We start from the raw sequence: 25,745 nt of genomic DNA, 5'->3' as shown, positions 1-25,745 counted from the left end.
TATTTTTAAGCCTAGGTTCTAGAAGCGAAACGGTCTTGATTCTAATATCTATAAAAAAATGAAACTTTGGGATAAGGGGATTTCTATCGATAAAAAAATAGAGCAGTTTACAGTTGGTAATGATCGTGAGATCGATATGTTTATCGCCAGATATGACATTCGGGCCTCTTTGGCCCATGCACAGATGTTGAAGGAAGTGGAAATTCTTTCCGAAGGAGAGTTGGAACAACTTGAAGAAGGTCTTAAAATGTTATCAGAGCAACTGGAAAATGGAACGTTTGCTATTGAAGACCAATTTGAAGATGTGCATTCCAAGATTGAATTTGAATTGACCAAGACTTATGGAGATGTTGGTAAAAAAATCCATACGGCTAGATCTAGAAATGATCAAGTTTTGGTAGCCCTTCAGTTGTATTACAAAGAAAATTTAAAAGAGATTCTCGGTAAGTCAAAAGTTCTTTTTGAAACACTCTTGGACTTGGCAGACGCTTATAAAGATAGGTTACTTCCTGGGTACACCCATCTGCAAGTTGCTATGCCATCGTCTTTTGGGTTGTGGTTTTCCGCTTATGCCGAGATGTTGGTAGATGACGTTTATTTATTGCAAGCAGCCTTAAAAACAGTCGATCAGAATGCATTGGGTTCTGCTGCCGGTTATGGAAGTTCGTTTCCTATAGACAGAGAGTTTACTAGGAAAGCTTTAGGATTTACATCCATGAAATATAATGTTGTGGCAGCACAAATGAGCCGTGGAAAAGCTGAACGAACTTTGTCTATGGCTATATCAAGTTTGACAAATACGCTAGCCAGATTCTCGATGGACATTTGTTTGTATATGAGCCAAAACTTTGGTTTCATTTCCTTTCCAGATGAATTAACCACAGGAAGTAGTATCATGCCCCATAAAAAGAATCCAGATGTTTTTGAGCTAATTCGTGGCAAGAGTAATAAACTTCAAAGTTTACCTATGGAAATGACCTTGATCACTAATAATTTGCCGAGTGGGTATCATCGGGATTACCAATTACTGAAGGAAAATATGATCGGAGCGATAGAAGATACAAAGGACTTGTTAGATATTTTTAATTATGCCATTAAGCAGATTCAAGTGAAGGAAATTGATTTAAATGATCCCAAATATCAGTATCTCTTTACAGTGGATAATATCAATACACTGGTCGAGTCGGGGATGAGTTTTAGGGATGCTTATAAAAAAATTGGGGCTGAAGTACAAGATGGTACCTATGTGCCCGATATGTCAAAACAGCATGTGCATGTTGGGAGCATGGGGAATCTCAGTTTAGATAAAATTAGGGCGAAATTTCCTGATTAGGTTCCTAATATGATTTTGGAATTTTGTGAGTGGCTGCACAGGCAGCACCAATGATTCCGGCATGATTCCCAAGGTGCGCTGGGGCTACGGGTGTTTCTATTTTAATATACTTTTTGAATTTGTCAAAATCATCAGAGGTGCCACCACCTAAAATGATAAAATCAGGACAAATAATAGTGTCTACTAATTCTAAAAAGGTATTAAAGCGCTTACCCCATTTTTTAAAGCTGAGGTTCTTTTTTTCTTTGACTGAGTTGGCGGCCCATTGTTCTATTTTTTTGTATTTCTTATATGGGATTTGGCCCAATTCAAAGTTGGGTATTAATTTTCCATCATAGAAGGCACCACTGCCCAAACCAGTTCCAATGGTAATAGTGACAACCAATCCAGATTTTCCTTGCCCTATACCATAGTTCATGACGGCATATCCAGCAGCATCGGCGTCATTGATAACGGTTACTGATTGCTTACAGGCTTTTGAGAATAATTCTTCGACATTGACATGGTCCCATTCATCATGTAAATTTCCTGAGGCTTTACAAATTCCATGCTTGATTATGCTAGGGAAACCACAACCAATGGGGCCCGAATAATCAAAATGAGCCACAATATCCTTAAATACTTCAGCCATGGCTTCAGGAGTTCTCGATTTGGGTGTAGGAATACGAAATCGTTCTGTGATTAGTTCCCCTGTTATGGTATTTACTATGGCACCTTTCATACCACTTCCTCCAATGTCGATTCCTAAAATTTGCATACAAGTGTTTTTGATGATATTGTAAATTTAAACATTATCATCGGAACCATTCAAAAACTGATTCATGCATTTTCAAATTAAACGATGTAGACTATGGTGTGATCCTTTAATTTCTAACATAATATTAAGACCATTCCGTATTCATTTTAATAATTTCACGTCATATAAAAATGATTAGAGAATTGAGTGAAGTAAAATACTCCATGCTAGAATTAGCCTTTGTAAATGAAGGCAGCCAAGTCAAAGAAACATACGATAATACTTTGGGATTAGCCCAGTTGGTTGAATCTTTGGGATATCATCGATTTTGGTTGGCAGAACATCATAATTCCATCAATATAGCTAGTTCTGCGACTTCTATTTTGATAGGTTATATTGCTGAAAATACCAAAAGTATTCGGGTTGGTTCGGGAGGAATTATGTTGCCTAACCATTCCCCACTCATTGTAGCTGAACAGTTTGGGACCCTTGGAACGTTATATCCCGATAGAATAGATTTGGGATTGGGACGTGCCCCAGGTACCGATGCCGATACGGCCAATGCGATTAGGTCAGATAGAATGCAGGCTACTATGAGGTTTCCTGATGAGGTGGCTGATATCCAGCAGTATTTTTCACTTGATAATGTGCAAAATAAGGTCCGTGCGACAGTTGCAGAAGGCGTTCAGGTTCCTATTTATATTTTGGGATCCAGCACGGATAGTGCCAAACTAGCTGCTAGATTGGGGCTGCCCTATGCTTTTGCTAGTCATTTCGCAACGGCTCACTTTCATGAGGCACTCCAAATTTACAGACATGATTTTACACCTTCTCAATTTTTATCCCAGCCTTATGTGATTGCTGGCGTGAATGTCATTGCTGCAGATACATTGGAAAAGGCTGAGATGATGTTTACATCACCTATTAGAATGGTAATGAACCTATTTATGGGGAAACGGGAGTATTTAACACCTCCCACCCAAATGACTTCGGAATTAAAAAGTATTTTGATGAACCCATCAGTTCAACAGATGTTGCGTTTTTCAATGGTAGGTGATAAAAAGAAGGTGAAGGAAGAGACTGAAAAATTCTTAGCGGAAAACAAGGTGGATGAATTGATGGTAGTGACCAATACCTTTGATCCTCAAGACAGGAGGCGTTCTTATCAGTTGTTTTCAGAAATCATGAATGAAATCAATGGAATTTAATAGAAGCTAAAAAGCACCCCAGAGAGGTGCTTTTAAACTATTAATCATTCATTTAGGGAGGACTTAAATAATGGTAGACTGACCCAAATGTAAGTTTTGAAAATTGATGTTGGAATCTTGAGGGTTATTAATATAATCCTCAATGAAATCTCCAACTTTACTTGTGGTAATATTTTCAGAATCCGGATTTAAATCTGGAGTCGTGATGTTTAATTGTAAGGACTTTTCAACGGCCTTTCTGATTAATTCGGCCTCTTGATAAAGTTCGAAATGATCTAACAACATAGCTGCTGATAAAATGGAGGCTACGGGGTTGGCAATTCCTTTTCCTGTCGCCTGTGGATATGAGCCGTGAATGGGTTCAAATAAGGCATGTTTGTCACCTACAGAAGCTGATGCCAATAAACCAATACTTCCACCTATTACGCTGGCCTCATCACTAATAATATCACCAAACATATTCTCTGTTAAAATGACATCAAATTGTTTCGGATTTAAGATCATTTGCATTGCTGCGTTGTCTACAAATAAGAAATCCAATTCCACATCTGGATAGGACTCGGCAACTTGTTTTACAACTTTTCTCCATAAGCGCGATGTTTCCAATACATTCGCTTTGTCAACAAGTGTTAACTTGCTCCTGCGAGCTTGAGCCGCTTTGAATGCCAGATGGGAAATTCGCTCAATTTCTTCTTTGGAATATTCACATAAGTCAGAAGCCCAAGTGCCTTCCTCATTTTGCTTTTTCTCCCCAAAGTAAATACCTCCTGTCAGTTCCCTATAGATGCTGATGTCGGTTCCTTGAATGTTCTCTTTTTTCAAAGGAGACTTATCCAAAAGCATATCATATGCTTTTACTGGACGTATATTGGCGTATAAGCCCAATTCTTTTCTTAGTTTCAATAACCCTTGTTCTGGGCGAACTTTAGCATTGGGATCGTTATCATATTTAGGGTCTCCAATAGATCCAAATAAAACGGCATCACTTGTTTTGCATAAATCAAGGGTGCTGTCCGGTAGTGGATTTCCAGTTTCATCAATCGCAATAGCTCCAACTGGAGCCGATGAGAAAAGGAAGGTGTGATCATATTCTACAGCTATAGCTTTCAATACTTTGATGGCTTGATCGGTCACTTCGGGACCAATGCCATCTCCTGATAAAACAGCAATATTCAGTTTCATGAGTGTTTTTGTTCGTTGTTGTTTTGGACGTTTCCCTTCGGGTCGCGTTTTTCGTTATATCTTTTGTTTCATGTTCTCGCTTTGCTCGACATCAACAAAAGGATGCCACTGCAACCGCTTACGCAAAAAGCCACCTAAAGGGCGGCCTCAAATTGTTCTATTTCTTTCTTTTTGCTCAGTAAATAATCAATGTCATCATAACCATTGATCATACAGGTCTTTTTGTAGGGATCAATATCAAAGGATTCCTTTAAGTCTGTATCGGCCACAAATATGGTCTGGTTTTCTAAATCTACTGTGATCTGAGTGTCTGGTTTTGCTTGGATTAAATTTAAAAGCTGCTTTAAAAATGTTGGTGACACCTGTACGGGCAGCAAACCATTGTTTAATGCATTTCCTTTAAAAATGTCGGCAAAAAAACTGGAAACAATCACTTTAAAGCCGTATCCAACTAAGGCCCAAGCAGCGTGTTCTCGACTAGATCCACAACCAAAATTGTCTCCTGCAACCAAAATGCTTCCAGAAAACTTAGGGTCGTTGAGTACAAAATCTTTGTTAGGGTTTCCCTCTTTATCAAAACGCCAATCCCGGAAGGCATTATCACCAAACCCTTGTTTATCCGTGGCTTTTAGAAAGCGGGCAGGGATGATTTGATCGGTATCAATATTTTCGATATCCAATGGGATGGCTGTACTATGTAATGTGGTGAATTTTTCCATTTAAATCAATTCTTCTTCATAACTGTGTTCCAATAATTTGGTAACATCTACAATTTTACCTAATACGGCGGTCGCCGCCGCTACTAAGGGACTTGCTAAAATGGTTCTCGCACCTTGTCCCTGTCTTCCTTCAAAATTTCTATTAGAAGTTGATACACAGTATTCTCCCTGCGGTATTTTATCGTCATTCATGGCCAGACAGGCAGAACATCCAGGTTGTCGCAATTCAAATCCAGCGGCTTCAAAAATGTCTTTCAGTCCTTCAGCTTCAATTTGTGATTCTACTTGCTTACTTCCTGGTACCAACCAGGCTGTTACATTATCAGCTTTTTGTTTTCCCTTTATAAACTGGGCTGCAACTCTAAAATCTTCAATTCTGGAATTGGTACAACTGCCTATAAATACATAATTGATAGGTTTGTTCAGCATATATTCACCTTTTTTGAAATCCATGTATTGCAAGGATTTTTCAAAAGAGGCATCGTTTAATTCTGGGATACGGGCATTGATTTTAATTCCCATTCCAGGATTGGTTCCATAGGTAACCATAGGTTCTATATCAGCTGCATCAAAGGTGTATTCTTTGTCAAAAACGGCATCTTCATCTGATGGTAGGGTTTTCCAATAGGATACTTTTTTATCAAATTCCTCACCTTTTGGAGCAAATTCCCTTCCTTTTACATAATCAAAAGTGGTCTGGTCTGGTGCAATCATACCCCCTCGAGCACCCATTTCGATACTCATATTGCAGACGGTCATTCTTCCTTCCATACTCATGTCTTCAAACACATCTCCTGCATATTCACAGAAGTATCCAGTTCCTGCATTGGTTCCTATTTTGGAAATGATATACAGAATGACATCCTTAGGAAGAACGCCATTTTTTAGTTTCCCATTAACGCTCACTCTCAAACTTTTCGGTTTAGTCAAAAGCAAACATTGGCTCGCAAAAACTTGAGCTACCTGGCTTGTTCCAATTCCAAAGGCAATACTTCCAAAGGCACCATGTGTAGAAGTGTGACTATCTCCACAAACCATGGTCATTCCAGGTTGGGTAATTCCAAGTTCAGGTGCCATCACATGAACAATTCCATTATAGGGATGGCCAAGACCGTATAAAGTGATACCGCTTTTCTCACAATTTTCAGCCAATTGTTTTAACTGGTTTCTGGAAAGTTCATCCCTAACAGGTAAATGTTGATTTACTGTTGGGGTATTATGGTCTGCAGTTGCAACAATTTGATCTGGTCTAAAAATGGGAATGTTTCGTTCCTCAAGTTCCTTAAAGGCTTGCGGACTGGTAACTTCGTGAATTAAATGTTTGTCTATATATAATACCTGAGGTCCGTTATCAATGGAGTCGACAACGTGAGCATCCCATACTTTATCGAATAAGGTCTTTCCCATACTAGGCTGAAATTATTTGTCTATAAATGGCACTGCTCTCAATTATTTGATGGATGTCATCATCACAAACTTCTTTTTTCTTATCGGCATAGTTTAAGAAGGAAGCATAAATTTCATCCAATTGAAGCTTGGTCAGTTCATAACCTATGTTCTTGGCACGGTAAGCCAAAGCAGCTCTTCCGCTTCTGGCAGTCAGGACTATGGCTGATTCTGTTACACCTACATCCCTAGGGTCAATAATCTCATAAGTTTCACGATTTTTAATGACGCCATCTTGATGGATTCCCGAGCTATGGGCAAAGGCATTGCTGCCTACTATAGCTTTATTGGGTTGCGTGTAAACACCCATTTGTTCTTGAACTAATTGGCTTATGCCATATAATTCTTTAGTGCGTATTCCAGTATCTAAATTAAGGTAAGGATGTTGTTTCAATATCATGACTACCTCTTCCAAAGCTGTATTTCCAGCTCTTTCACCCACACCATTAATGGTACATTCAATTTGACGTGCCCCATTAATAACTCCTTCAATGGAATTGGCTGTGGCCAACCCAAGATCGTTATGGCAATGACAAGATAAAATGGCTTTTTCTATGCCCTTGACATTTTCTCTTAAATATTTGATTTTGGCTCCGTATTCACTTGGTAAGCAATATCCCGTAGTATCTGGGATATTTAAAACGGTAGCTCCAGCTTCAATAGCTTTTTCACATACCCGAGCTAAAAACTCATTATCTGTTCTACCGGCATCTTCAGCATAAAATTCGACGTCTTCAACAAAGGATTTGGCATAGGCCACTGCTTTGAATGCGCGTTCAATAACAGCTTCTCGAGTGGAGTTGAACTTGAATTTAATATGCGAATCAGAAGTGCCAATACCTGTATGGATTCTTGGTTTGGCAGCAGATTTCAAAGCTTCAGCTGCTACCTTAATATCGTTTTCAACTGCTCGTGTGAGTCCACAAACGGTGGCATTTTTTACAATTTTTCCAATGGCTTGTACCGCATCAAAATCTCCCGGACTTGAAACAGGAAACCCTGCCTCAATCACATCTACACCCAAAAAGTCCAAACGTTCAGCAATAATAAGTTTTTGTTCTTTGTTTAATTTGCATCCCGGAACTTGTTCTCCATCTCTTAATGTGGTGTCAAAAATTTGTACTTTCTCTTTAGACATTTAAAAAATAAATTTTTGTATTGTTATACGAATTTATAATTTGGATTAAGAAATGGTTATGAAAGGGCAGGAGTTGTTACGATGTTCAAATGAAAAAAAATATAATAAACAGCTTAAAATCAATAATTTAAAATCTTAATTATTTGATGGTTAAAGATCAAAAAGATAATTTGTTTTCACTGGTTAAGTCGATGACAAAATCAGAAAAAAGACAGTTCAAATTGTATGTTGGTCGGCTTGGAGTAAATGAAGATTCCAAATTTTTGAATTTGTTCAATATTTTGGATAAGCTATCCGTGTATGATGAAGATGCTATTTTGAAAAATGGCGATATCAAGAAGCAGCAATTGGCCAATGTGAAATCGCACCTCTATAAGCAGATTTTGATCAGTCTTAGGTTGAATCCTTCTCATCAAAATGTACGTTCCCAATTGCGAGAACAACTGGATTTTGCCTCGATTCTTTATCATAAAGGGCTATATAAGCAAGCTTTAAAGATTTTGGATAAATCAAAAGAAATAGCGATTCAAAATGAGGAAAAGAATTTGGCATTTGAGGTGGTGGAGCTGGAAAAGGTTATTGAGGCTCAATATATTACAAGGAGTATAAGCGGGCGGGCGGATGAGCTAACTATTCAGGCTAAAAAGTTAAGTCAAGCGAATGTGATTACGAGTAAGTTATCCAATTTGTCACTTCAGCTCTATGGTTTGTTCCTCAAATTTGGATACGCCAAAAATGAAAAGGACGCCCAAGAAATTCATGACTATTTTAATGCGCGCTTGCCTAAATATGATTTGGAAGACTTAGGGTTTAGGGAAAAATTATGGCTTTACAGGTCGTATTTTTGGTACAGTTTCCTTTTGCAGGATTTCTTAAACTGCTTTAAATATGCCTTAAAATGGGTGAAGTTATATGACCAAAATCCGAGTATGGTCAATTTGAATCCAGTGTTTTTTGCTAAGGGGCAAAACTATTTGTTGGAGTCCCTATTTTATATCAACAACAAAGAAAAATTCAAATATCATCTGGATAAATTTGAAGCGTTAGTTACCAATAAAAGTTTTACCATCGATGAAAATGTAGATGCTTTAACTTTTTTATATCTCAATATACATCGCGTAAACTATTATTTTTTTGATGGGAGTTTTAAAGATGGCTTACATCTAATCCCCAAAATTGAAGCCGAATTGGTCAAATACACGGACCGGATTGATGAACATCACCGAATGATTTTCAACTACAAATTTGCTAGTATGCATTTTGGTGCTGAAAATTACAAGGAATGTATTCGGTACTTGAATAAAATTATTACCACCAAATCCATAGCGATGAGAGAAGATTTGCAATGTTTTGCTAGGGTTTTGAATGTGGTTGCACATTATGAGGGCGGGTATGATTACCACATCGAGGCTTTATTGCGGGATACTTATAAATTTCTCATCAAGATTGATGATATGTATGAAGTGCAAAAAGAGATGATCAAGTTTATTAGAGGTTTGCAGGATATTTATCCCCAAGATATTAAAAAGGCCTTTATTGAGCTACACAAAAGACTGAAGGTGTATGAAAATCATCCTTATGAACGTCGTGCCTTTTTGTATTTGGATATTATTTCCTGGTTGGAAAGTAATATTCAAAATCGACCGGTTTCTGAAATTATTAGAGAGAAATACTACGAGCATTTTGGAACATCCTAAGTTAAATAATTTAGAAAAAGCCGAATTTATTTGGATATTAAATTTTTCTGATTGAATATTTGCAGCATCAAAGTTCAATAACTTAATGTTTCGTTATCAAGAAAGGTGGAGGGAATAGACCCTGTGAAACCTTAGCAACCCTTTGACCTCAAAGAAGGTGCTAAATTCTACTCAAATGCTTGGGCATTTGTATGGCAGATAACTAGGTGGATTACTTCCCTATTTATACTTTTCTTTTTAACATATTAATAATTTGTGCAATCGCATTTGCATGTTTTTTTGTGAAAAGAAATGAAAGATTTACAGTATATTAATCTAGAACAAGTTGTTTTGGAAAGTGGTAAAAAGACAGATATTAAATTGTCTTTCCAAACGTTTGGACCACCACTTAACCAGGCTCCCATTGTTCTGGTAAACCATGCACTCACCGGTAACAGTAATGTGGCAGGAGATTCAGGTTGGTGGCGTGATTTAATTGGTGACGGTAAGGTTATAGACACCAAAGTTTACACCATTTTGGCCTTTAATATTCCTGGGAATGGCTATGATGGATTTGTCATAGAAAATTATAAGGATTTTGTAGCTCGAGATATTGCCAAAATATTTTTATTGGGTCTCGAAGAGTTACAAATAAAGAATCTTTACGCCTTGATAGGAGGCTCCCTAGGGGGGGGGATTGCTTGGGAAATGGCCTTTTTGGCTCCTAAATTGGCGCAACATTTAATCCCTGTTGCTACCGATTGGAAATCGACAGATTGGCTAATTGCCAATTGTCAAATTCAAGAACAGTTTTTGGTAAATTCAAACAATCCTGTACATGATGCCCGTATGCATGCGATGTTGTGTTACCGAACACCACAGTCTTTCAAAGAACGATTTCAAAGAAGTATTAACGATGAATTAGAAATATTCAACGTAGAAAGTTGGTTGCTACACCATGGCGAAAAACTTCAGGAGCGCTTTCAGTTATCGGCTTACAAGTTGATGAACCAACTGCTGAAGACCATCGATGTCACTAAGGGGCGAGGTGATAATGTTCAAGTTCTTGAAACCATTAAATCAACCATTTCCATCGTGGGTGTAGATTCTGATTTGTTTTTTACGGCTGAGGAAAATAGAGAAACTCAGAGACAATTGGCGCAAACGCATCCCAATGTAACTTATAGTGAAATACACTCGTCTCATGGTCATGACGCCTTTTTGATAGAATTCAACCAATTGGAAAAAATCATTGAGCCTATTTTCAATTCCGAATCCAAAAATAAGCGATTGAAGGTGTTGAAGTTTGGCGGGAAATCCTTGTCAAATGGCGAAGGTTTAATTCGTGTTCTTTCTATTGTTGAAAGTAAAGTGTCTGAAGGAGACAGAATAGCGGTGGTGGCTTCAGCCAGAGGAAAAGCGACTGATCAATTGGAAGCCTTGTTAGAAAAGGCAGCTAAAAAAGGGGACTTTGAAGCAGATTTTGAAAGTTTTAAAAATTATCAGTTAGAGCCTTTACCAGGTATTGATTTATCTCAGCAATTCCAAGAGCTGCACAATATTCTGGAAGGAGTCAAATTGCTTGGTGATTATAGTGATAGAATTAAAGCACATGTTTTGGCCTTTGGTGAATTATTATCTGTAAATCTTTTAGCCGAAACACTAAGGTCTAAAGGTTTCAATGCACTAGCGGTCGACTCCAGAAAATTGCTTTTAACAGATTCAGATTATTTAAATGCCCAACCCAAGGAGAAAGCTTCCAAAGAGCGTGTAGTCTCATTTTTTAAATCATTACCTGTAAATACGCTGCCTATAGTGACTGGTTTTATAGGTTCAGATGCTGAAGGAGAAACGACTTTATTAGGTAGAAATGGAAGTAATTATTCAGCTTCTTTGTTAGCGAATTATTTGGATGCCGAAGAATTACAAAACTTTACCCATGTCAACGGAATCTATACGGCTAATCCTGATTTGGTGGAAGATGCCCAAAAAATAAGGGAGCTTTCCTTTAATGAGGCTAATGAATTAGCCAATTTTGGAGCGAGTGTACTACATGCCAAAACGATTATCCCTTTGGTAGAAAAGAATATCAGCCTTCGTATTTTGAATACGTTTAATCCAGAAGATGAAGGAACCTTAATTTCTGCTAAACCGAATAGTAAAAATGTCACATCCCTATCAGTTTTAGAAGATGTAGCATTGGTAAATTTGGAAGGAAGGGGTCTTTTGGGTAAAGTAGGAGTGGATGCCAGAATTTTTAAAGCGCTCAGTAACTATGGAATTAGTGTGAGTATTGTTTCCCAAGGGTCTTCAGAAAGAGGTATAGGGTTGGTTATCCAATCAAGTAAAGCGGCTCAGGCCGTAATAGCTTTGGAACAGGAGTTTGAAAGAGATTTTTATTCCCAAGATGTGAATAGAATAGGAGTTGTAGATGATGTGGCTGTTATTTCAATCATTGGGATTGAACTTAGTTCGTTCCACAAACCGTTTAATGCCTTGATTAAAAACCAAATTACACCTTTACTTTTTAACAATACGGTGACCGGGAAAAATGTGAGCTTGGTCGTTCAGAAAAAAGAGCTTCACAAGGCCTTAAATGTGATTCACGGTGAGATATTTGGAGTTTCCAAAAAAGTGAACATTGCCATATTTGGGCATGGTTTGGTAGGAGGAACCTTAATAGACCAAATATTAAAAACCAAAACCGACATTGAAAATAGAAAGGGAATCAATCTGAATATTTTTGCCATCGGAAACTCCAAGAAAGTAGCCTTAAGCAAATATGGACTCACAGAAAATTGGGAAGAATCCGTACACCAAGGACTTGAAAAGTATTCGGTTGAAGATGTAGTTGCTTATGCAAAAACCAATCACTTGGAAAATTTGATTGCTGTAGATAATACGGCTAACCCACAATTTCATGAAAATTATATCCCCTTGGTAGAGGCAGGATTTGATTTAGTGTCCTCAAACAAAATAGCCAATACCATTTCCCATGACTTTTATTCCGAATTGCGAAATCAATTAAAGCAACATAATAAACAGTATCTTTATGAGACTACTGTAGGGGCTGGTTTACCATTGATTGATACCATTAAATTGCTACATGAATCAGGAGAAAACATAACGAGGATAAGAGGGGTTTTCTCGGGAACATTGAGTTATTTGTTTAATCGCTTTTCAGTTGAAGATGCTTCTTTTAGTGCCATTGTCAAAGATGCGGTACAAAACGGATTTACAGAACCAGATCCTCGTGAGGATTTTTCAGGAAATGACGTGGCTAGAAAATTGTTGATTTTGGCTAGAGAACTGGACCTGGAAAATGAATTTGAAGATGTATCGGTTCAAAATTTGGTACCTGAAGCCTACAGAAGCATATCAGTCAGTGAGTTTTTAGATCGGCTAGAGGAATTGGATGATGTATTTCAAAAGATCAAAGACAATCAAAAACCCAATCATGTGTTAAGGTATGTGGGTGATTTGTCTGGTGACTTGCAGTTAGATAAAGGAAATTTGGAAGTGAAGTTGGTATCTGTTCCAGCAGATAGTGCATTGGGTCAGGTTAAGGGCGCAGATGCCATAATAGAAATATTTACAGAATCTTATGGGGAACAACCCATTGTAATCCAAGGAGCTGGCGCTGGAGCCAAGGTGACCGCTAGAGGAGTCTTTGGAGATATCTTAAGATTGTCAAAACATATAAATTAAAAGAAAATGAGCAGTAAAAATCATTTTGAGACAGATGCGATAAGAACGCAAATGGAGCGTTCTCAATATTTAGAGCATTCAACTCCTATTCATATAACAAGTAGTTATTTGTTTGAAGATGCCGAAGATATGCGTGCGTCCTTTGCTGAAGAAAAAGAGAGAAACATATACAGTCGTTTTACAAATCCAAACAATTCTGAATTTGTGGATAAGATCTGTAAAATGGAAGGCGCTGAAGCGGGATATGCCTTTGCTACAGGTATGGGTGCTGTATTTTCAACCTTTGCGGCCTTGTTGAATGCAGGTGATCATGTGGTATCCTGTAGAAGTGTCTTTGGATCCACCCATACTTTGTTTACCAAGTTTTTACCAAAGTGGCATATTGAAACAAGCTATTTTAAAGTCAATGAAGTTGAGAAAATAGAAAGTTTGATTCAGCCCAACACCAAAATTCTATATGCAGAGACACCAACAAATCCGGCCGTAGATATTTTGGATTTGGAGTTATTGGCATCCATTGCTAAAAAACATCAATTGTTATTGATCATTGATAATTGTTTTGCAACTCCTTACTTGCAAAATCCTATTGCATTTGGAGCCGATTTGGTATTGCATTCTGCGACCAAGTTGATAGATGGTCAAGGTCGTGTATTGGGAGGTGTTGTTGTGGGTAGTAAAGATTTGATACGGGAAATATATTTGTTTGCCAGAAATACAGGGCCTGCCTTATCACCATTCAATGCTTGGGTGTTGTCAAAAAGTTTGGAGACTTTAGCCGTTAGGGTGGATAGGCATTGTGATAACGCCATAAAGGTGGCTGAGTTTTTGGAAGGTAATGAGCACGTTGAGTTCGTGAAATATCCTTTTCTGAAATCACATCCGCAATATGAAATAGCCAAAAAGCAAATGAAGAAAGGCGGAAACATTGTCGCTTTTGAAATAAAAGGAGGTATTGAAGCCGGAAGAAATTTTTTAAATCGTTTAAAAATGTTTTCGCTTTCAGCCAATTTAGGAGATACCAGAAGCATTGCTACCCATCCGGCAAGTACGACCCACAGTAAATTAAGTGAAGCCGATAGATTAGAAGTAGGGATCAGTGATGGGTTGGTTAGGATTTCAGTTGGATTGGAGCATGTAGATGATATTATTGCAGATTTAAATCAAGCATTAGGTTGATATAAGAAATTGGTTATCTTTGAAAATATGCTTTCAAAGAAAACTAAATATGGGCTTAAGGCGTTGGCTTATTTGGCTAAACAGGGCTCCAATCATCCGGTTCAAATCAGTGTGATATCTGAAAGTGAAAATATTTCCAGGAAGTTTTTGGAAAGCATTCTTTTAACCCTTCGGAAAAATGGATTTTTGGGGTCTAAAAAAGGAAAAACAGGTGGTTATTACCTTTTGAAAGATCCCAAAGACATTAAATTGGCACCTATTATGAGAATTTTGGAAGGTCCTATAGCCATGGTACCTTGCGTGAGTCTCAATTTTTATGAAAAATGTGACGATTGCCCAGATGAAACAACCTGTTCGGTCCATAATTTAATGTTAGAAGTAAGGGACAGTACCCTCCAAATTTTTAACAATAAATCCTTGGCAGATATCCTTAAAGATTAAATAAATGCTTGGATATTAAATATTTTTATATAGTTTTGCTTTTAATTCCTATTAATCCGATAGGAATAAAGTATTAAATTAAAGAAGATCATGATTTTAGAAAATATAGACATCGATTACTGGAATGCAAAATTAAAGTCAAAAGCACCAAATGAGATTATTCAATGGGCTATGGGATTGACCAATAATAAAATTGTAACAACCAGTTTTGGTGTTTATTCTGCCATTTTATTAAGTAATATGGCAAAGCATGATCCAAAAATTAAAGTCGTTTGGTGTGATACCCTTTATAATGACTTAGAAACCTATGAACATGCCCAAAAGTTAATAGATACCTATGGCTTAAATATTCATAAATACCAGCCACTTTTGAGTAGGGAAGAAATTGAAGCTACTATAGGTTTGCCAAATTTGGAGGATGACAATTTCAAAGCGTTTTCAGAAGCTGTAAAATTGGAGCCTTTCAGAAGAGCTTTAAACGAATTACAACCAGAAGTTTGGTTTACCAACATTCGCGTGCGCCAAACCGAATATCGCGATAAAAAAGACATTTTGAGCTTGAGTAAGGATGGCATCTTAAAAGTTAGTCCGTTCTATTACTGGAGCGATCAAGAATTAGATCAGTATTTGGAAGAAAATCAGCTTCCAAAGAATCACGGGTATTTTGATCCTGTAAAGGCTCTTAAGAACCGTGAATGTGGGATTCACCTTCAATAAGTAAACGAATACATAATGCAAAGTTTTAGAACCGAAATAGAAAATCCTATTGTCGAGAGGGATATTATTGAGTTAGAGAAAAAAATTCGCCTTTTTAAAGAAGGTCGAATTGATGAGGAGCGCTTTAGAAGTTTGCGTTTAGCCAGAGGAGTTTATGGACAACGTCAGCAAGGGGTTCAAATGATCAGGATCAAATTGCCGTATGGGAAAGTGACGGGAGATCAACTTCTGAGAATCGCAGATGTTTCAGATGAATTTTCAACAGGAAGGTTGCATATTACGACCCGTCAGGACATTCAAATTCACTATGTAAGTTTGGAGCGCACCCCTGAATTGTGGGCGCAATTGGAACAGGATGATGTGACCTTGAGAGAAGCATGTGGTAATACCGTCAGGAATGTCACTGCAAGTGCTACTGCGGGGATTGATCCTGAGGAACCATTTGATGTGTCGCCATATGCCCATGCTGTGTTTCAGTATTTTTTAAGAAATCCGGTTTGTCAGGAAATGGGGAGGAAATTTAAAATGTCCTTTTCTTCCTCAGGCAGTGATACAGCCCTAAGTTATATTCATGATCTTGGGTTTATTCCTAAGGTTAAAGATAACAAACGAGGATTCAAAGTGCTTTTGGGTGGAGGTCTGGGCTCCCAGCCAAGGCATGCTGATGTGCTTTATGAGTTTCTTCCAGAGAACAAGTTAATTCCAGTAACCGAAGGTGTTTTAAGAATTTTTGATAGACATGGGGAGCGAGCCAAAAGATTGAAGGCGAGGATGAAGTTCTTAGTCAAGGATATAGGTTTGAATGCCTTTGTATCTTTGGTTGATGAAGAGGTTCAAGCGCTGTCAGTACAAACTTATGATATAGATACGTCTGAATTTGATTCAGATATACAGACTACCAATGTTGAGGTTCCAATTGTTCGAAATTATAATGCCGAAGCATTTGAAACTTGGAAGCGCTTAAATGTCCTTCCACAGAAACAAAGCGGATTGTTTGCCATAGGGATTAAGGTGAAGCTGGGTGATTTTTCTACTGAAAAAGCCAGAAAATTAGCTGCGCTTATCAAAACGTATGCAGCTAATGAATTGAGGTTTACTTTAAGACAAAATATTTTGTTACGCCATGTGAAGGAGGAATTATTGCCCTTCTTTTTTCAGGAATTATCAAAATTGGAATTTACAGATTTGGGATTCAATTCCACTCTCGATATCACTGCATGTCCTGGTACCGATACCTGTAATTTGGGAATCGCGAGTAGTACCGGTTTAGCTCTTGAGTTGGAACGGGTGTTGCAAGCAGAATATCCGCAATTTGTGAGTAATCAAGACGTCACAATCAAAATTAGTGGATGTATGAATGCCTGTGGGCAACATAATATGGCTCACATAGGTTTTCAGGGCATGTCCATCAGAACCAAAGACCGAAGAGTTGCTCCAGCAGTTCAAGTATTGCTGGGAGGAGGCGTTTTAGGAAATGGGGAAGGACGTTTCGCAGATAAGGTTATCAAGTTGCCATCTAAAAGAGGTCCTGAGGCATTAAGACAAATATTAGATGATTTTGAAGCAAACAGCCAGTTTGATGAAGACTTTTTAAGTTACTATGACAGACAGGGACAGAAGTATTTTTATGATTTTTTGGTGCCCTTGTCTGATGCTGAAAATTTAACCGATTCAGATTTTATTGATTGGGGGAATACTACGCAATATATTCAAGCTGTCGGTGTTGGGGAATGTGCTGGTGTGGTGATTGATTTAGTGCAAACATTGATGTTGGAAGCCAAGGAAAAATTGGATTTGGCAAAAGATTCTTTTGAAGACCAAAAATGGTCTGATGCTATCTATAATACGTACACGTCGTTTGTAAATGGTGCTAAAGCTTTATTGATTTCAGAAAATATCAAAACCAATACCCAAGCCAATATCATCCAATTGTTTGATGAAACATTTGTAGCCAATAATGCATTGGAACTTTCTAAGGAAAGTTTTGCCGATTTGGTTTATCAAATTAAGAGACAAGAGCCTACAAAGGAATTTGCAGAATCTTACGCAGAGGATGCCATTAGTTTTTTTAATACCATAGAAAACTTTAGACAAAACCAGTTGAATTATGAAGCGAGTTAATGTAGTACCTAAGCTAACAGTTGTTGGTGCAGGACCTGGAGATGAAGAATTGATAACCTTGAAAGGTATTAAGGCCATAGAATCTGCAAATGTGATTTTGTATGATGCCTTAATCAATAAGCAGTTGCTAAAATATGCTTCTCAAAATGCCGAACTTATTTATGTTGGGAAGCGAAAAGGTTGCTACAGGTATCAGCAAGAACAAATTAACGAATTGATTGTGCAAAGGGCTTTTCAAAAAGGCCATGTGGTTCGTTTGAAAGGTGGTGACCCTTTTATTTTTGGCAGGGGATCAGAAGAGATTGATTATGTTCAAAAGTTTGGGGTTGAATCTTATGTAGTTCCCGGTATTACTTCGGCTTTGGCTGTTCCTGCCTATCAGGGTATCCCATTGACCAAGCGTGGTAGCTCCGAAAGTTTTTGGGTGATTACAGGAACCACCAAGTCACACGAAATGTCTAATGATATCCTACTGGCAGCTCAATCTACAGCTACTGTAGTAATTTTAATGGGTATGGGAAAATTAACCCAGATTATGGAGGTGTTTTCATCTTTTGGGAAACAGGATGTTCCTGTGGCTATTATTCAAAATGGAACCACCCCAGAAGAAAAGTTTGGGGTAGGAACTGTGAAAACCATTGAAGACATTGTTAGAGAGAAATCATTGTCAAACCCTGCTATTATTGTAGTTGGTGAAGTAGTGAGTCAAAGATCTAAGTTGAATTCTTTGGCAAACCAAATTCACTTAAACGCCAATCAAAATGTAGCATAATAAGCGAGGATTTATGAAAGAGAGAAATAATTTATACCCTGTATTTTTAAAAATGCATGTGCTTCATACATTGATTGTAGGAGGAGGAAATGTGGCATTGGAAAAATTAACCTTTTTATTAAAATCAAGCCCGAACGCTAAGGTAACCATGTTGGCTATTCAGTTTAAAAAGGAAGTGAAGGAATTGGCTGAGAAGTTTGATGTTCAGCTGATACATATGGCTTATGACGACGCTTTTTTAACCGATGTGGATATGGTGATTGCCGCAACAGATAAATTCTTGGTCAACAAACAAATTCATGATGATACCAAAGCAAGAAATTTATTGGTTAACGTAGCAGACACTCCAGAATTATGTGATTTTTATTTGGGAGGTATTGTGACCAAAGGCCATGTGAAAATAGCCATTTCAACCAATGGGAAATCTCCCACTACTGCCAAAAGATTACGACAGTTTTTTGAGGAAGTACTTCCCGAAAATATTGATGACCTGGTGCAGAACTTAAACAGGTACCGACAAACGCTAAAAGGCGACTTTGCCTATAAAGTTAGTGCCTTGAACGAATTCACTAAAAGATTAATAGAATAAACAAAACCTTGTTATGATTAAAACTGACATCCTGATTATTGGAGCAGGACCTACGGGACTATTTACCGTGTTTGAAGCTGGATTGTTGAAATTGAAATGTCATTTAATAGATGCATTGCCTCAACCAGGTGGGCAGTGTTCTGAGATTTATCCTAAAAAACCTATTTACGATATTCCCGGTTTTCCAGAAATATTAGCTGGAGACTTGACCAAAAATTTATTGGAACAAGGAAAGCAGTTTGAACCCGGATTCACTTTAGGTGAACGTGCTGAAACTATTGAGAAATTGGAAGATGACTCTTTTATTGTAACCACCAATAAGGGGACCAAGCACCACGCCCCAATTGTCGCCATTGCAGGAGGGCTTGGTAGTTTTGAACCTAGAAAGCCATTGATGGATAATTTAGCCTTTTATGAAGAAAAAGGGGTTGATTATTTTATTAAGAATCCAGAAATATATAGAGGTAAGAAAGTCGTCATTTCGGGCGGAGGTGATTCTGCTTTAGATTGGAGTATTTTCCTTGCAGATATTGCTGAAGAGGTAACCCTATTTCATAGAAGAAATGAGTTTAGAGGGGCTTTGGATTCTGTAGAAAAGGTGAAGGAACTAAAATTATTAGGGAAAATAAATTTAATAACACCTGCAGAAGTAACGGCTATTCATGGTGCTGAACATGTTGAAGGATTGACCATCACTAAAGAAGGGGAGGAGTACGTCTTGGAGGCAGATCATTTCATCCCACTATTTGGACTTTCACCAAAGTTAGGCCCTATAGCTAATTGGGGTCTGGAGATTGAAAAAAATGCTATCAAGGTAGATACGTTGGATTATCAAACAAACATTCCTGGCGTATTTGCCATTGGAGATGTCAACACCTATGAAGGAAAGTTAAAATTGATTCTATGTGGATTCCATGAGGCCACTTTAATGTGTCAGTCGGCTTATAAAATTATCAATCCAGGAAAAAAATATGTCCTAAAATATACAACAGTAAGTGGCGTGGATGGTTTTGACGGAAGTAGAAAGGAAGCCCCAAAAGCAGTGGTTCAAGCCATTGATTAAGTTTTTTTAGTTGGTTTGGCTCCCTGTTGATTTAGTTCAAAAGGGAGCTTTTTTTTATGGAAGTATTAAGAAGATTTATGAATCGTGTATAGTAAATTTATACATTCAACCGATAAAAGCCATCCATGCAAATAAATTTAAGAATCAAGGAAAATGTAAAAACCTTTACTAGGGAGTTATTTTACGCTTTATTTGATGAGGAGGAGTCATTTCAAAAGGAGCTAGGAAACCTGAAAGAGCAATTTTTTGTTATTGCTTCTGAATTCCAACATGAAAATCTAGAATCCGTCTGGGAGCAATTTTTAGGGAAATTGCCACAAATCAAATGTGCCATTCACTTGGATGCTTTGGCAACTGAAAAAAATGATCCCGCTTGTGTAGGGCTTCAAGAAATATATTTGGCTTATCCAGGGTTTCATGCCATTGCTGTTCATAGGGTGAGTCATGAAATCTTACATTTGGGCTTGCCCATTGTTGCTAGAATGATGAGTGAGTACATCCACGGGAAAACGGGTATTGATATCCACCCGGGAGCTACCATTGGAGAATCCTTTTTTATTGACCACGGAACGGGTATCGTTATTGGCGAAACGGCCATTATTAAAAGCCAAGTGAAAATTTACCAAGGTGTTACATTAGGAGGTTTATCGGTGAAAAAGGATTTAGCGCAAATAAAAAGACATCCTACCATTGAAGACAATGTAACTATATATGCCAATGCCACTATCTTGGGTGGTGATATCGTTATTGGAGCCAATAGCACCATTGGTGCGAATGTATGGATTACACAATCAGTACCCCCAAATTCCTTGGTGACCTATCAATCTGAAATAAAAATTAGTACAAAAAGGCATGATAAATAGTCAATCTATTACCGATTTAATTGGAAATACACCCATGGTGGAGGTTCAAAACATACTCCAGAAGGAAGGTGTCCGATTGTTTTTGAAATTAGAAGGGAAGAATCCAGGCGGTAGTGTCAAGGACCGCGCTGCTTTCAACATGATTTCTGAAGCATTAATAAGAGGAGACATAAAACCTGGTGATACGCTTGTAGAGGCCACCAGTGGAAATACGGGAATTGCATTGGCATTTATTGCTAAGTTGTTAGGCGTGAATATGGTTTTAATTATGCCAGAAAACTCTACCGAAGAACGGATTAAGACAATGAGAGCTTATGGAGCGGAACTTATTTTAACTCCTGCAGATGAGGGAATCGAAGGGTCTCGTGACTTGGCGGAGAAACTTCATGAAGAAAAGGGGTATTTCATGTTAAATCAATTTGCTAATGACGATAACTGGAAAGCACATTACAAATCAACGGGTCCAGAAATTTGGAACGACACTCATGGGGAAGTTACCCATTTTGTTTCTGCGATGGGAACGACTGGGACGATCATGGGGGTGTCAACCTATTTAAAGGAACAAAATCCGCTCATACAAATTGTAGGAGCGCAACCCAAGGACGGAGCAAAAATTCCAGGGATTAGAAAGTGGCCAGAGGCTTATTTGCCCAAAATATTTAAAAGGGAAAAGGTCGATCAAGTCATAGAGGTCAGTGAGGATGATGCAAAGGAAACAGCTAAAAAGTTAGCTAAAGAAGAAGGCGTATTTGCTGGTATGAGTAGTGGAGGGGCGGTTGCCTCTGCCTTAAAAGTAGCAGAACGTATTGATTCAGGGGTGATTGTGGCTATTATTTGTGATATTGGAGATAGGTATTTGTCTTCTGATTTGTTTGAATAAAAATTGGTTATCCCATTTTTATTGCGTTATTTTGCCGCAGTTCTAAAATGTAATGATGTTATCACGAAAGGCAGAGGGACTAGACCCGTTGAAGCCTTAGCAACCCTTTATTCTTAAAGAAGGTGCTAAATTCTACTCTGATTTTTTAGAGACAGATAACCCCGAGTAAATTCCACTCCTTTCCTGATGACATTTAAATATATATTAAAATGTCAAAACTCAAACAAGCGTTACAAAATCGAATTTTGGTTTTAGATGGTGCCATGGGAACCATGTTGCAACGCTATAAATTTACTGAAGAAGATTTCCGTGGAGAACGATTTAAAGAGTTTCCATATCCTTTAAAAGGTAATAACGATTTACTGTCTTTGACCCAACCCAATGCAATTGCCGAAGTACACGCTAAGTATTTTGAAGCGGGAGCTGATATTGTTGAAACCAATACGTTTTCAAGTACAACGGTGGGGATGGCCGATTATCATATGGAAGATTTGGTTTATGATCTGAATTATGAATCAGCTAGGATTGCAAAGGAAGTGGCCGATAAGTTTACAGCAGAAAATCCAGACAAGCCTCGTTTTGTTGCTGGAAGTATTGGGCCAACAAATAGGACGGCTAGTTTATCTCCTGATGTAAATAGACCAGAATTTAGAGCCATCACTTTTGAAGAACTTCGAATAGCCTATAAAGAACAGGTAGAAGCCTTAATCGATGGGGGTGTTGATATCCTTTTAGTAGAAACTATTTTTGATACCCTAAACGCAAAGGCTGCACTTTTTGCTATAGAAGAAGTAAAGGAAGAACGCCAGATTGATATTCCAGTTATGGTATCAGGAACTATTACAGATGCTTCAGGAAGAACCCTCTCAGGGCAAACGGTTGAAGCATTTTTAACCTCCATTTCCCATGTGCCTTTATTAAGTGTCGGATTCAATTGTGCTTTGGGAGCCGATCAATTAAAACCGTATCTTCAAAGATTGTCTCATGCCACGGATTTTATGGTTTCAGCACATCCTAACGCGGGATTACCAAATGCATTTGGGGAATATGACCAGTCAGCCAAAGAGATGCAAGTTTTGATAGAATCCTATTTAAAGGATGGTTTAATTAATATTATTGGTGGTTGTTGCGGAACAACACCAGAACATATAAAGGCTATTGTTGAGGTTGCTGCCAAATATGAACCTAGAAGTATTGGGGCAGCTGTTTAATGAAAGGGAATATTATGTCTAAAAATAAAATGAAATATTTAAAACTTTCGGGGTTGGAGCCACTCATTGTGACCCCTGAAAGTAATTTTATTAATGTAGGAGAGCGAACCAATGTTACTGGCTCCCGAAAATTTCTTCGGTTGATTAAAGAAGAAAATTATACCGAAGCTTTGGATGTTGCTAGAGATCAAGTGGAAGGAGGTGCACAGATTATTGATGTAAATATGGATGAAGGTATGTTGGATGGCAAACAAGCTATGGTGACCTTCCTAAATCTAATTGCATCAGAACCAGATATTGCAAGAGTGCCAGTGATGATTGATAGTTCCAAATGGGAAATTATCGAGGCAGGATTACAAGTGGTTCAAGGAAAATCGGTGGTGAATTCCATTAGTCTTAAAGAAGGTGAGGACACCTTTATCCATCATGCTAAGTTGATCAAGCGCTATGGTGCTGCTGTCATTGTAATGGCATTTGATGAAGAAGGTCAGGCAGATACCTATCAACGCCGAATTGATATTTGCAAAAGGTCCTATGACATATTGGTGAATCAGGTGAATTTTCCGCCAGAGGATATCATCTTCGATCCCAATATTTTTCCCGTTGCAACAGGAATGGATGAGCACCGGTTGAATGCTTTGGATTTTTTCAATGCCACCAAATGGATTAGAGAAAACCTTCCATATGCAAATGTTTCTGGAGGAGTTAGTAATGTGTCTTTTTCCTTTAGAGGGAATAATGTTGTTCGTGAAGCTATCAATGCCGCTTTTTTATACCATGCCATTCAACATGGGATGAATTTGGGTATTGTTAACCCAACCATGTTGGAAGTTTATGATGAAATTCCAAAGGACCTTTTAGAGCATGTTGAGGATGTACTGTTTGATAGACGGGATGATGCGACAGAGCGTTTATTGGATTTTGCCGAGACAGTAAAGGATCAAAAAAAGGAGGGTGAGGTTAAAACCCAAGAGTGGAGAAATGACCCGTTGCAAGATCGAATAACCCATGCATTGGTAAAAGGAATAGATGCCTTTATTGTGGAAGATGTGGAAGAAGCGCGACAATCAGTGGAACGTCCTATTGAAGTCATTGAAGGTCATTTGATGGCAGGGATGAATGTGGTTGGTGATTTGTTCGGTAGTGGGAAAATGTTCTTGCCACAGGTTGTTAAGTCGGCAAGAGTGATGAAAAAGGCGGTTGCTTATCTACAACCTTTTATTGAGGCTGAAAAAAGTGATGCCCAAAGATCAAATGGAAAAATTCTTATGGCCACTGTAAAAGGGGATGTCCATGATATTGGGAAGAACATCGTTAGTGTGGTTTTGGGATGTAACAATTATGAAATAGTGGATTTAGGGGTTATGGTACCCCCAGAAAAAATTATTGAAATTGCTAAAAAGGAGAATGTAGATGTCATCGGTTTAAGTGGGTTGATTACTCCGTCCTTAGACGAGATGGTTTATGTGTCTCAGGAAATGGAAAAGCAAAATTTCAATATTCCTTTGATGATAGGAGGAGCCACCACCTCTAGAGCACATTCCGCAGTGAAGATAGCGCCGAATTACTCGAATACAGTCGTGCATGTCAATGATGCGTCCCGAGCAGTAACCGTGGTTGGGAATCTCTTGCAAAAGGACAGCCGTGTTTATAAAGATCAAATTAGGGAAGAGTATGAGAAATTCCGTGAGCAATTTTTAAAGCGAGGAAAACAAAAGGAATACATTTCAATTGAAGCCGCAAGAGAAAATAAATTTCAAATAGATTGGAGTTCCTCAGAACTTGTAAAACCTAATCAATTGGGAGTTCAAGTTTTAGAGTCGCTTGATATCACCTTATTAGAGGATTACATTGATTGGAGCCCATTTTTTAGAAGTTGGGATTTGCATGGAAAGTACCCTGATATTTTAACCGATGGTGTGGTTGGTAAACAGGCCTCTGAGCTTTTTTCTGATGCTAAAATTTTACTTCAAAAAGTGTTTGATGAAAAGCTATTAAAAGCTAAAGCGGTCTTCGGATTGTTTTCTGCAAATAGCATCAATGATGATGACATTGAGTTGTATGATGAGCAAGGAAATGTATTGGAAACATTCTTGACTTTACGTCAACAACTTAAGAAACGGGAAGGGGTTCCTAATTTTGCTTTGGCAGATTTTGTAGCTCCAAAAGCGGAGGGAAAATCAGATTATATGGGTGCCTTTTGTGTAACCGCAGGATTTGGGACTGAGGAATTGGCCAAAGATTTTGAGAAAAATCACGATGATTACAATGCTATTATGATCAAAGCTTTGGCAGATAGACTTGCAGAAGCCTTTGCCGAATATTTACATCAAGAGGTAAGAACTAAATTTTGGGGTTATGCTTCTGAAGAAACCTTATCCAACGAAGAATTGATTTCCGAAGCCTATAAAGGGATTCGTCCAGCACCTGGTTATCCAGCATGTCCAGACCATTTGGAGAAACATACCATTTGGAATCTGTTACGTGTTGAAGAAAACATAGGTGTAAAACTTACTGAAAGCTTAGCCATGTGGCCTGCAGCCAGTGTAAGTGGATATTATTTTGGAAATCCAGAAGCCAAGTATTTTGGTTTGGGGAAAATTACAACAGATCAGTTAAAGGATTATGCCAAAAGAAGACAGATAAATGAGGATGAAGCCAGGAAATGGCTTAATCCAAACTTGGCAGAAACTTAACCATTAAATAGAATTAAATTAAAATAGAAATCCAAATTATAAGCTAAGTTCGTATAGTCAAAAAAAGGAA

Annotated in this window: 20 protein-coding genes and 2 riboswitches; of the genes, 15 read left to right on the top strand and 5 right to left on the bottom strand. The window is 38.0% G+C overall.

The features are described 5' to 3' along the window. Positions 1-58 precede the first annotated feature (58 nt). The gene (gene argH / locus ZA07_RS03445; RefSeq protein ID WP_053970333.1) at positions 59-1,333 is read left to right on the top strand and encodes an argininosuccinate lyase; all 1,275 of its coding nucleotides are present in this window, start codon (positions 59-61) and stop codon (positions 1,331-1,333) included. A 4-nt stretch (positions 1,334-1,337) separates the two neighbouring features. Here argH and ppgK read toward each other — a convergent pair whose 3' ends face one another. Next, positions 1,338-2,090: a polyphosphate--glucose phosphotransferase gene (ppgK, locus tag ZA07_RS03440; protein ID WP_053970332.1), complete on the bottom strand. Its 753-nt coding sequence runs from the start codon at positions 2,088-2,090 to the stop codon at positions 1,338-1,340. A gap of 170 nt (positions 2,091-2,260) precedes the next feature. On the opposite strand from ppgK, the gene ZA07_RS03435 reads away from it, so the two are divergent. Continuing rightward, entirely contained in the window at positions 2,261-3,277 is a 1,017-nt protein-coding gene (locus ZA07_RS03435; RefSeq protein ID WP_053970331.1) for an LLM class flavin-dependent oxidoreductase, read from the top strand. Between the two features lie 63 nt (positions 3,278-3,340). Here the strand turns inward: ZA07_RS03435 and leuB are convergent, their stop codons facing one another. The 4 genes from leuB to ZA07_RS03415 form a co-directional block, all read right to left on the bottom strand. Then, a complete protein-coding gene (gene leuB / locus ZA07_RS03430; protein WP_053970330.1) occupies positions 3,341-4,459 on the bottom strand; it encodes a 3-isopropylmalate dehydrogenase in 1,119 nt (372 codons plus the stop codon). 134 nt (positions 4,460-4,593) lie between these two features. Next, a complete protein-coding gene (leuD, locus tag ZA07_RS03425) occupies positions 4,594-5,178 on the bottom strand; it encodes a 3-isopropylmalate dehydratase small subunit (RefSeq protein WP_053970329.1) in 585 nt (194 codons plus the stop codon). Continuing rightward, positions 5,179-6,585 carry a 3-isopropylmalate dehydratase large subunit gene (gene leuC / locus ZA07_RS03420; protein ID WP_053970328.1) on the bottom strand — a complete coding sequence of 469 codons (1,407 nt, stop codon included), beginning with the start codon at positions 6,583-6,585 and terminating at the stop codon, positions 5,179-5,181. A gap of 1 nt (position 6,586) precedes the next feature. Then, positions 6,587-7,762: a 2-isopropylmalate synthase gene (locus tag ZA07_RS03415; protein ID WP_053970327.1), complete on the bottom strand. Its 1,176-nt coding sequence runs from the start codon at positions 7,760-7,762 to the stop codon at positions 6,587-6,589. 146 nt (positions 7,763-7,908) lie between these two features. Between ZA07_RS03415 and ZA07_RS03410 the strand changes: the two genes are divergently transcribed. From ZA07_RS03410 to metH, 13 genes are all read left to right on the top strand, one after another. Continuing rightward, on the top strand, positions 7,909-9,459 hold the full coding sequence (locus ZA07_RS03410; protein ID WP_053970326.1) for a hypothetical protein: 1,551 nt from the start codon (positions 7,909-7,911) through the stop codon (positions 9,457-9,459). A gap of 90 nt (positions 9,460-9,549) precedes the next feature. Continuing rightward, positions 9,550-9,664, top strand: a riboswitch (SAM riboswitch). 86 nt (positions 9,665-9,750) lie between these two features. Beyond that, on the top strand, positions 9,751-13,146 hold the full coding sequence (gene thrA / locus ZA07_RS03405; RefSeq protein WP_053970325.1) for a bifunctional aspartate kinase/homoserine dehydrogenase I: 3,396 nt from the start codon (positions 9,751-9,753) through the stop codon (positions 13,144-13,146). A gap of 6 nt (positions 13,147-13,152) precedes the next feature. Further along, on the top strand, positions 13,153-14,322 hold the full coding sequence (locus ZA07_RS03400) for a PLP-dependent aspartate aminotransferase family protein (protein ID WP_053970324.1): 1,170 nt from the start codon (positions 13,153-13,155) through the stop codon (positions 14,320-14,322). A 27-nt stretch (positions 14,323-14,349) separates the two neighbouring features. Continuing rightward, entirely contained in the window at positions 14,350-14,763 is a 414-nt protein-coding gene (locus ZA07_RS03395) for an Rrf2 family transcriptional regulator (RefSeq protein ID WP_053970323.1), read from the top strand. 90 nt (positions 14,764-14,853) lie between these two features. Then, the gene (locus tag ZA07_RS03390) at positions 14,854-15,480 is read left to right on the top strand and encodes a phosphoadenosine phosphosulfate reductase family protein (RefSeq protein ID WP_053970322.1); all 627 of its coding nucleotides are present in this window, start codon (positions 14,854-14,856) and stop codon (positions 15,478-15,480) included. A gap of 15 nt (positions 15,481-15,495) precedes the next feature. Next, the gene (locus tag ZA07_RS03385) at positions 15,496-17,601 is read left to right on the top strand and encodes a HEPN domain-containing protein (RefSeq protein WP_053970321.1); all 2,106 of its coding nucleotides are present in this window, start codon (positions 15,496-15,498) and stop codon (positions 17,599-17,601) included. After that, positions 17,588-18,373, top strand: a complete 786-nt coding sequence (cobA, locus tag ZA07_RS03380; protein WP_053970320.1) for a uroporphyrinogen-III C-methyltransferase — start codon at positions 17,588-17,590, stop codon at positions 18,371-18,373. The genes ZA07_RS03385 and cobA overlap by 14 nt, the downstream gene beginning before the upstream one ends. 13 nt (positions 18,374-18,386) lie before the next feature. After that, positions 18,387-18,962 (top strand): bifunctional precorrin-2 dehydrogenase/sirohydrochlorin ferrochelatase, encoded by a 576-nt coding sequence (locus ZA07_RS03375; protein ID WP_053970319.1) that lies wholly within the window; start codon positions 18,387-18,389, stop codon positions 18,960-18,962. Between the two features lie 13 nt (positions 18,963-18,975). Continuing rightward, on the top strand, positions 18,976-20,025 hold the full coding sequence (locus ZA07_RS03370; RefSeq protein ID WP_053970318.1) for an NAD(P)/FAD-dependent oxidoreductase: 1,050 nt from the start codon (positions 18,976-18,978) through the stop codon (positions 20,023-20,025). A gap of 125 nt (positions 20,026-20,150) precedes the next feature. Continuing rightward, the gene (gene epsC, locus ZA07_RS03365; RefSeq protein ID WP_053970317.1) at positions 20,151-20,888 is read left to right on the top strand and encodes a serine O-acetyltransferase EpsC; all 738 of its coding nucleotides are present in this window, start codon (positions 20,151-20,153) and stop codon (positions 20,886-20,888) included. Beyond that, positions 20,878-21,768: a cysteine synthase CysM gene (gene cysM, locus ZA07_RS03360; RefSeq protein ID WP_053970316.1), complete on the top strand. Its 891-nt coding sequence runs from the start codon at positions 20,878-20,880 to the stop codon at positions 21,766-21,768. The genes epsC and cysM overlap by 11 nt, the downstream gene beginning before the upstream one ends. Before the next feature lie 55 nt (positions 21,769-21,823). Further along, positions 21,824-21,930: riboswitch (SAM riboswitch) on the top strand. A 47-nt stretch (positions 21,931-21,977) separates the two neighbouring features. Next, entirely contained in the window at positions 21,978-22,979 is a 1,002-nt protein-coding gene (locus ZA07_RS03355) for a homocysteine S-methyltransferase family protein (RefSeq protein ID WP_053970315.1), read from the top strand. A 29-nt stretch (positions 22,980-23,008) separates the two neighbouring features. Further along, entirely contained in the window at positions 23,009-25,675 is a 2,667-nt protein-coding gene (metH, locus tag ZA07_RS03350; RefSeq protein ID WP_231628620.1) for a methionine synthase, read from the top strand. The last annotated feature ends 70 nt before the right edge of the window (positions 25,676-25,745 follow it).

Origin of the sequence: Mangrovimonas sp. ST2L15 (assembly GCF_001280515.1) — a bacterium.
GTDB classification, from domain to species: Bacteria; Bacteroidota; Bacteroidia; order Flavobacteriales; family Flavobacteriaceae; genus Mangrovimonas; species Mangrovimonas futianensis.
The sequence above is the reverse complement of the archived record's forward strand: the minus strand, read 5'-3'. Positions and strand labels throughout refer to the sequence as shown.

What these genes read in the sequence shown, in the direction of transcription:
- argH (WP_053970333.1), top strand. Translation starts at nt 59, where the DNA reads ATGAAACTTTGGGATAAGGGGATTTCTATCGATAAAAAAATAGAGCAG.
- ppgK (WP_053970332.1), bottom strand. Translation starts at nt 2,090, where the DNA reads ATGCAAATTTTAGGAATCGACATTGGAGGAAGTGGTATGAAAGGTGCC.
- ZA07_RS03435 (WP_053970331.1), top strand. Translation starts at nt 2,261, where the DNA reads ATGATTAGAGAATTGAGTGAAGTAAAATACTCCATGCTAGAATTAGCC.
- leuB (WP_053970330.1), bottom strand. Translation starts at nt 4,459, where the DNA reads ATGAAACTGAATATTGCTGTTTTATCAGGAGATGGCATTGGTCCCGAA.
- leuD (WP_053970329.1), bottom strand. Translation starts at nt 5,178, where the DNA reads ATGGAAAAATTCACCACATTACATAGTACAGCCATCCCATTGGATATC.
- leuC (WP_053970328.1), bottom strand. Translation starts at nt 6,585, where the DNA reads ATGGGAAAGACCTTATTCGATAAAGTATGGGATGCTCACGTTGTCGAC.
- ZA07_RS03415 (WP_053970327.1), bottom strand. Translation starts at nt 7,762, where the DNA reads ATGTCTAAAGAGAAAGTACAAATTTTTGACACCACATTAAGAGATGGA.
- ZA07_RS03410 (WP_053970326.1), top strand. Translation starts at nt 7,909, where the DNA reads ATGGTTAAAGATCAAAAAGATAATTTGTTTTCACTGGTTAAGTCGATG.
- thrA (WP_053970325.1), top strand. Translation starts at nt 9,751, where the DNA reads ATGAAAGATTTACAGTATATTAATCTAGAACAAGTTGTTTTGGAAAGT.
- ZA07_RS03400 (WP_053970324.1), top strand. Translation starts at nt 13,153, where the DNA reads ATGAGCAGTAAAAATCATTTTGAGACAGATGCGATAAGAACGCAAATG.
- ZA07_RS03395 (WP_053970323.1), top strand. Translation starts at nt 14,350, where the DNA reads ATGCTTTCAAAGAAAACTAAATATGGGCTTAAGGCGTTGGCTTATTTG.
- ZA07_RS03390 (WP_053970322.1), top strand. Translation starts at nt 14,854, where the DNA reads ATGATTTTAGAAAATATAGACATCGATTACTGGAATGCAAAATTAAAG.
- ZA07_RS03385 (WP_053970321.1), top strand. Translation starts at nt 15,496, where the DNA reads ATGCAAAGTTTTAGAACCGAAATAGAAAATCCTATTGTCGAGAGGGAT.
- cobA (WP_053970320.1), top strand. Translation starts at nt 17,588, where the DNA reads ATGAAGCGAGTTAATGTAGTACCTAAGCTAACAGTTGTTGGTGCAGGA.
- ZA07_RS03375 (WP_053970319.1), top strand. Translation starts at nt 18,387, where the DNA reads ATGAAAGAGAGAAATAATTTATACCCTGTATTTTTAAAAATGCATGTG.
- ZA07_RS03370 (WP_053970318.1), top strand. Translation starts at nt 18,976, where the DNA reads ATGATTAAAACTGACATCCTGATTATTGGAGCAGGACCTACGGGACTA.
- epsC (WP_053970317.1), top strand. Translation starts at nt 20,151, where the DNA reads ATGCAAATAAATTTAAGAATCAAGGAAAATGTAAAAACCTTTACTAGG.
- cysM (WP_053970316.1), top strand. Translation starts at nt 20,878, where the DNA reads ATGATAAATAGTCAATCTATTACCGATTTAATTGGAAATACACCCATG.
- ZA07_RS03355 (WP_053970315.1), top strand. Translation starts at nt 21,978, where the DNA reads ATGTCAAAACTCAAACAAGCGTTACAAAATCGAATTTTGGTTTTAGAT.
- metH (WP_231628620.1), top strand. Translation starts at nt 23,009, where the DNA reads ATGAAATATTTAAAACTTTCGGGGTTGGAGCCACTCATTGTGACCCCT.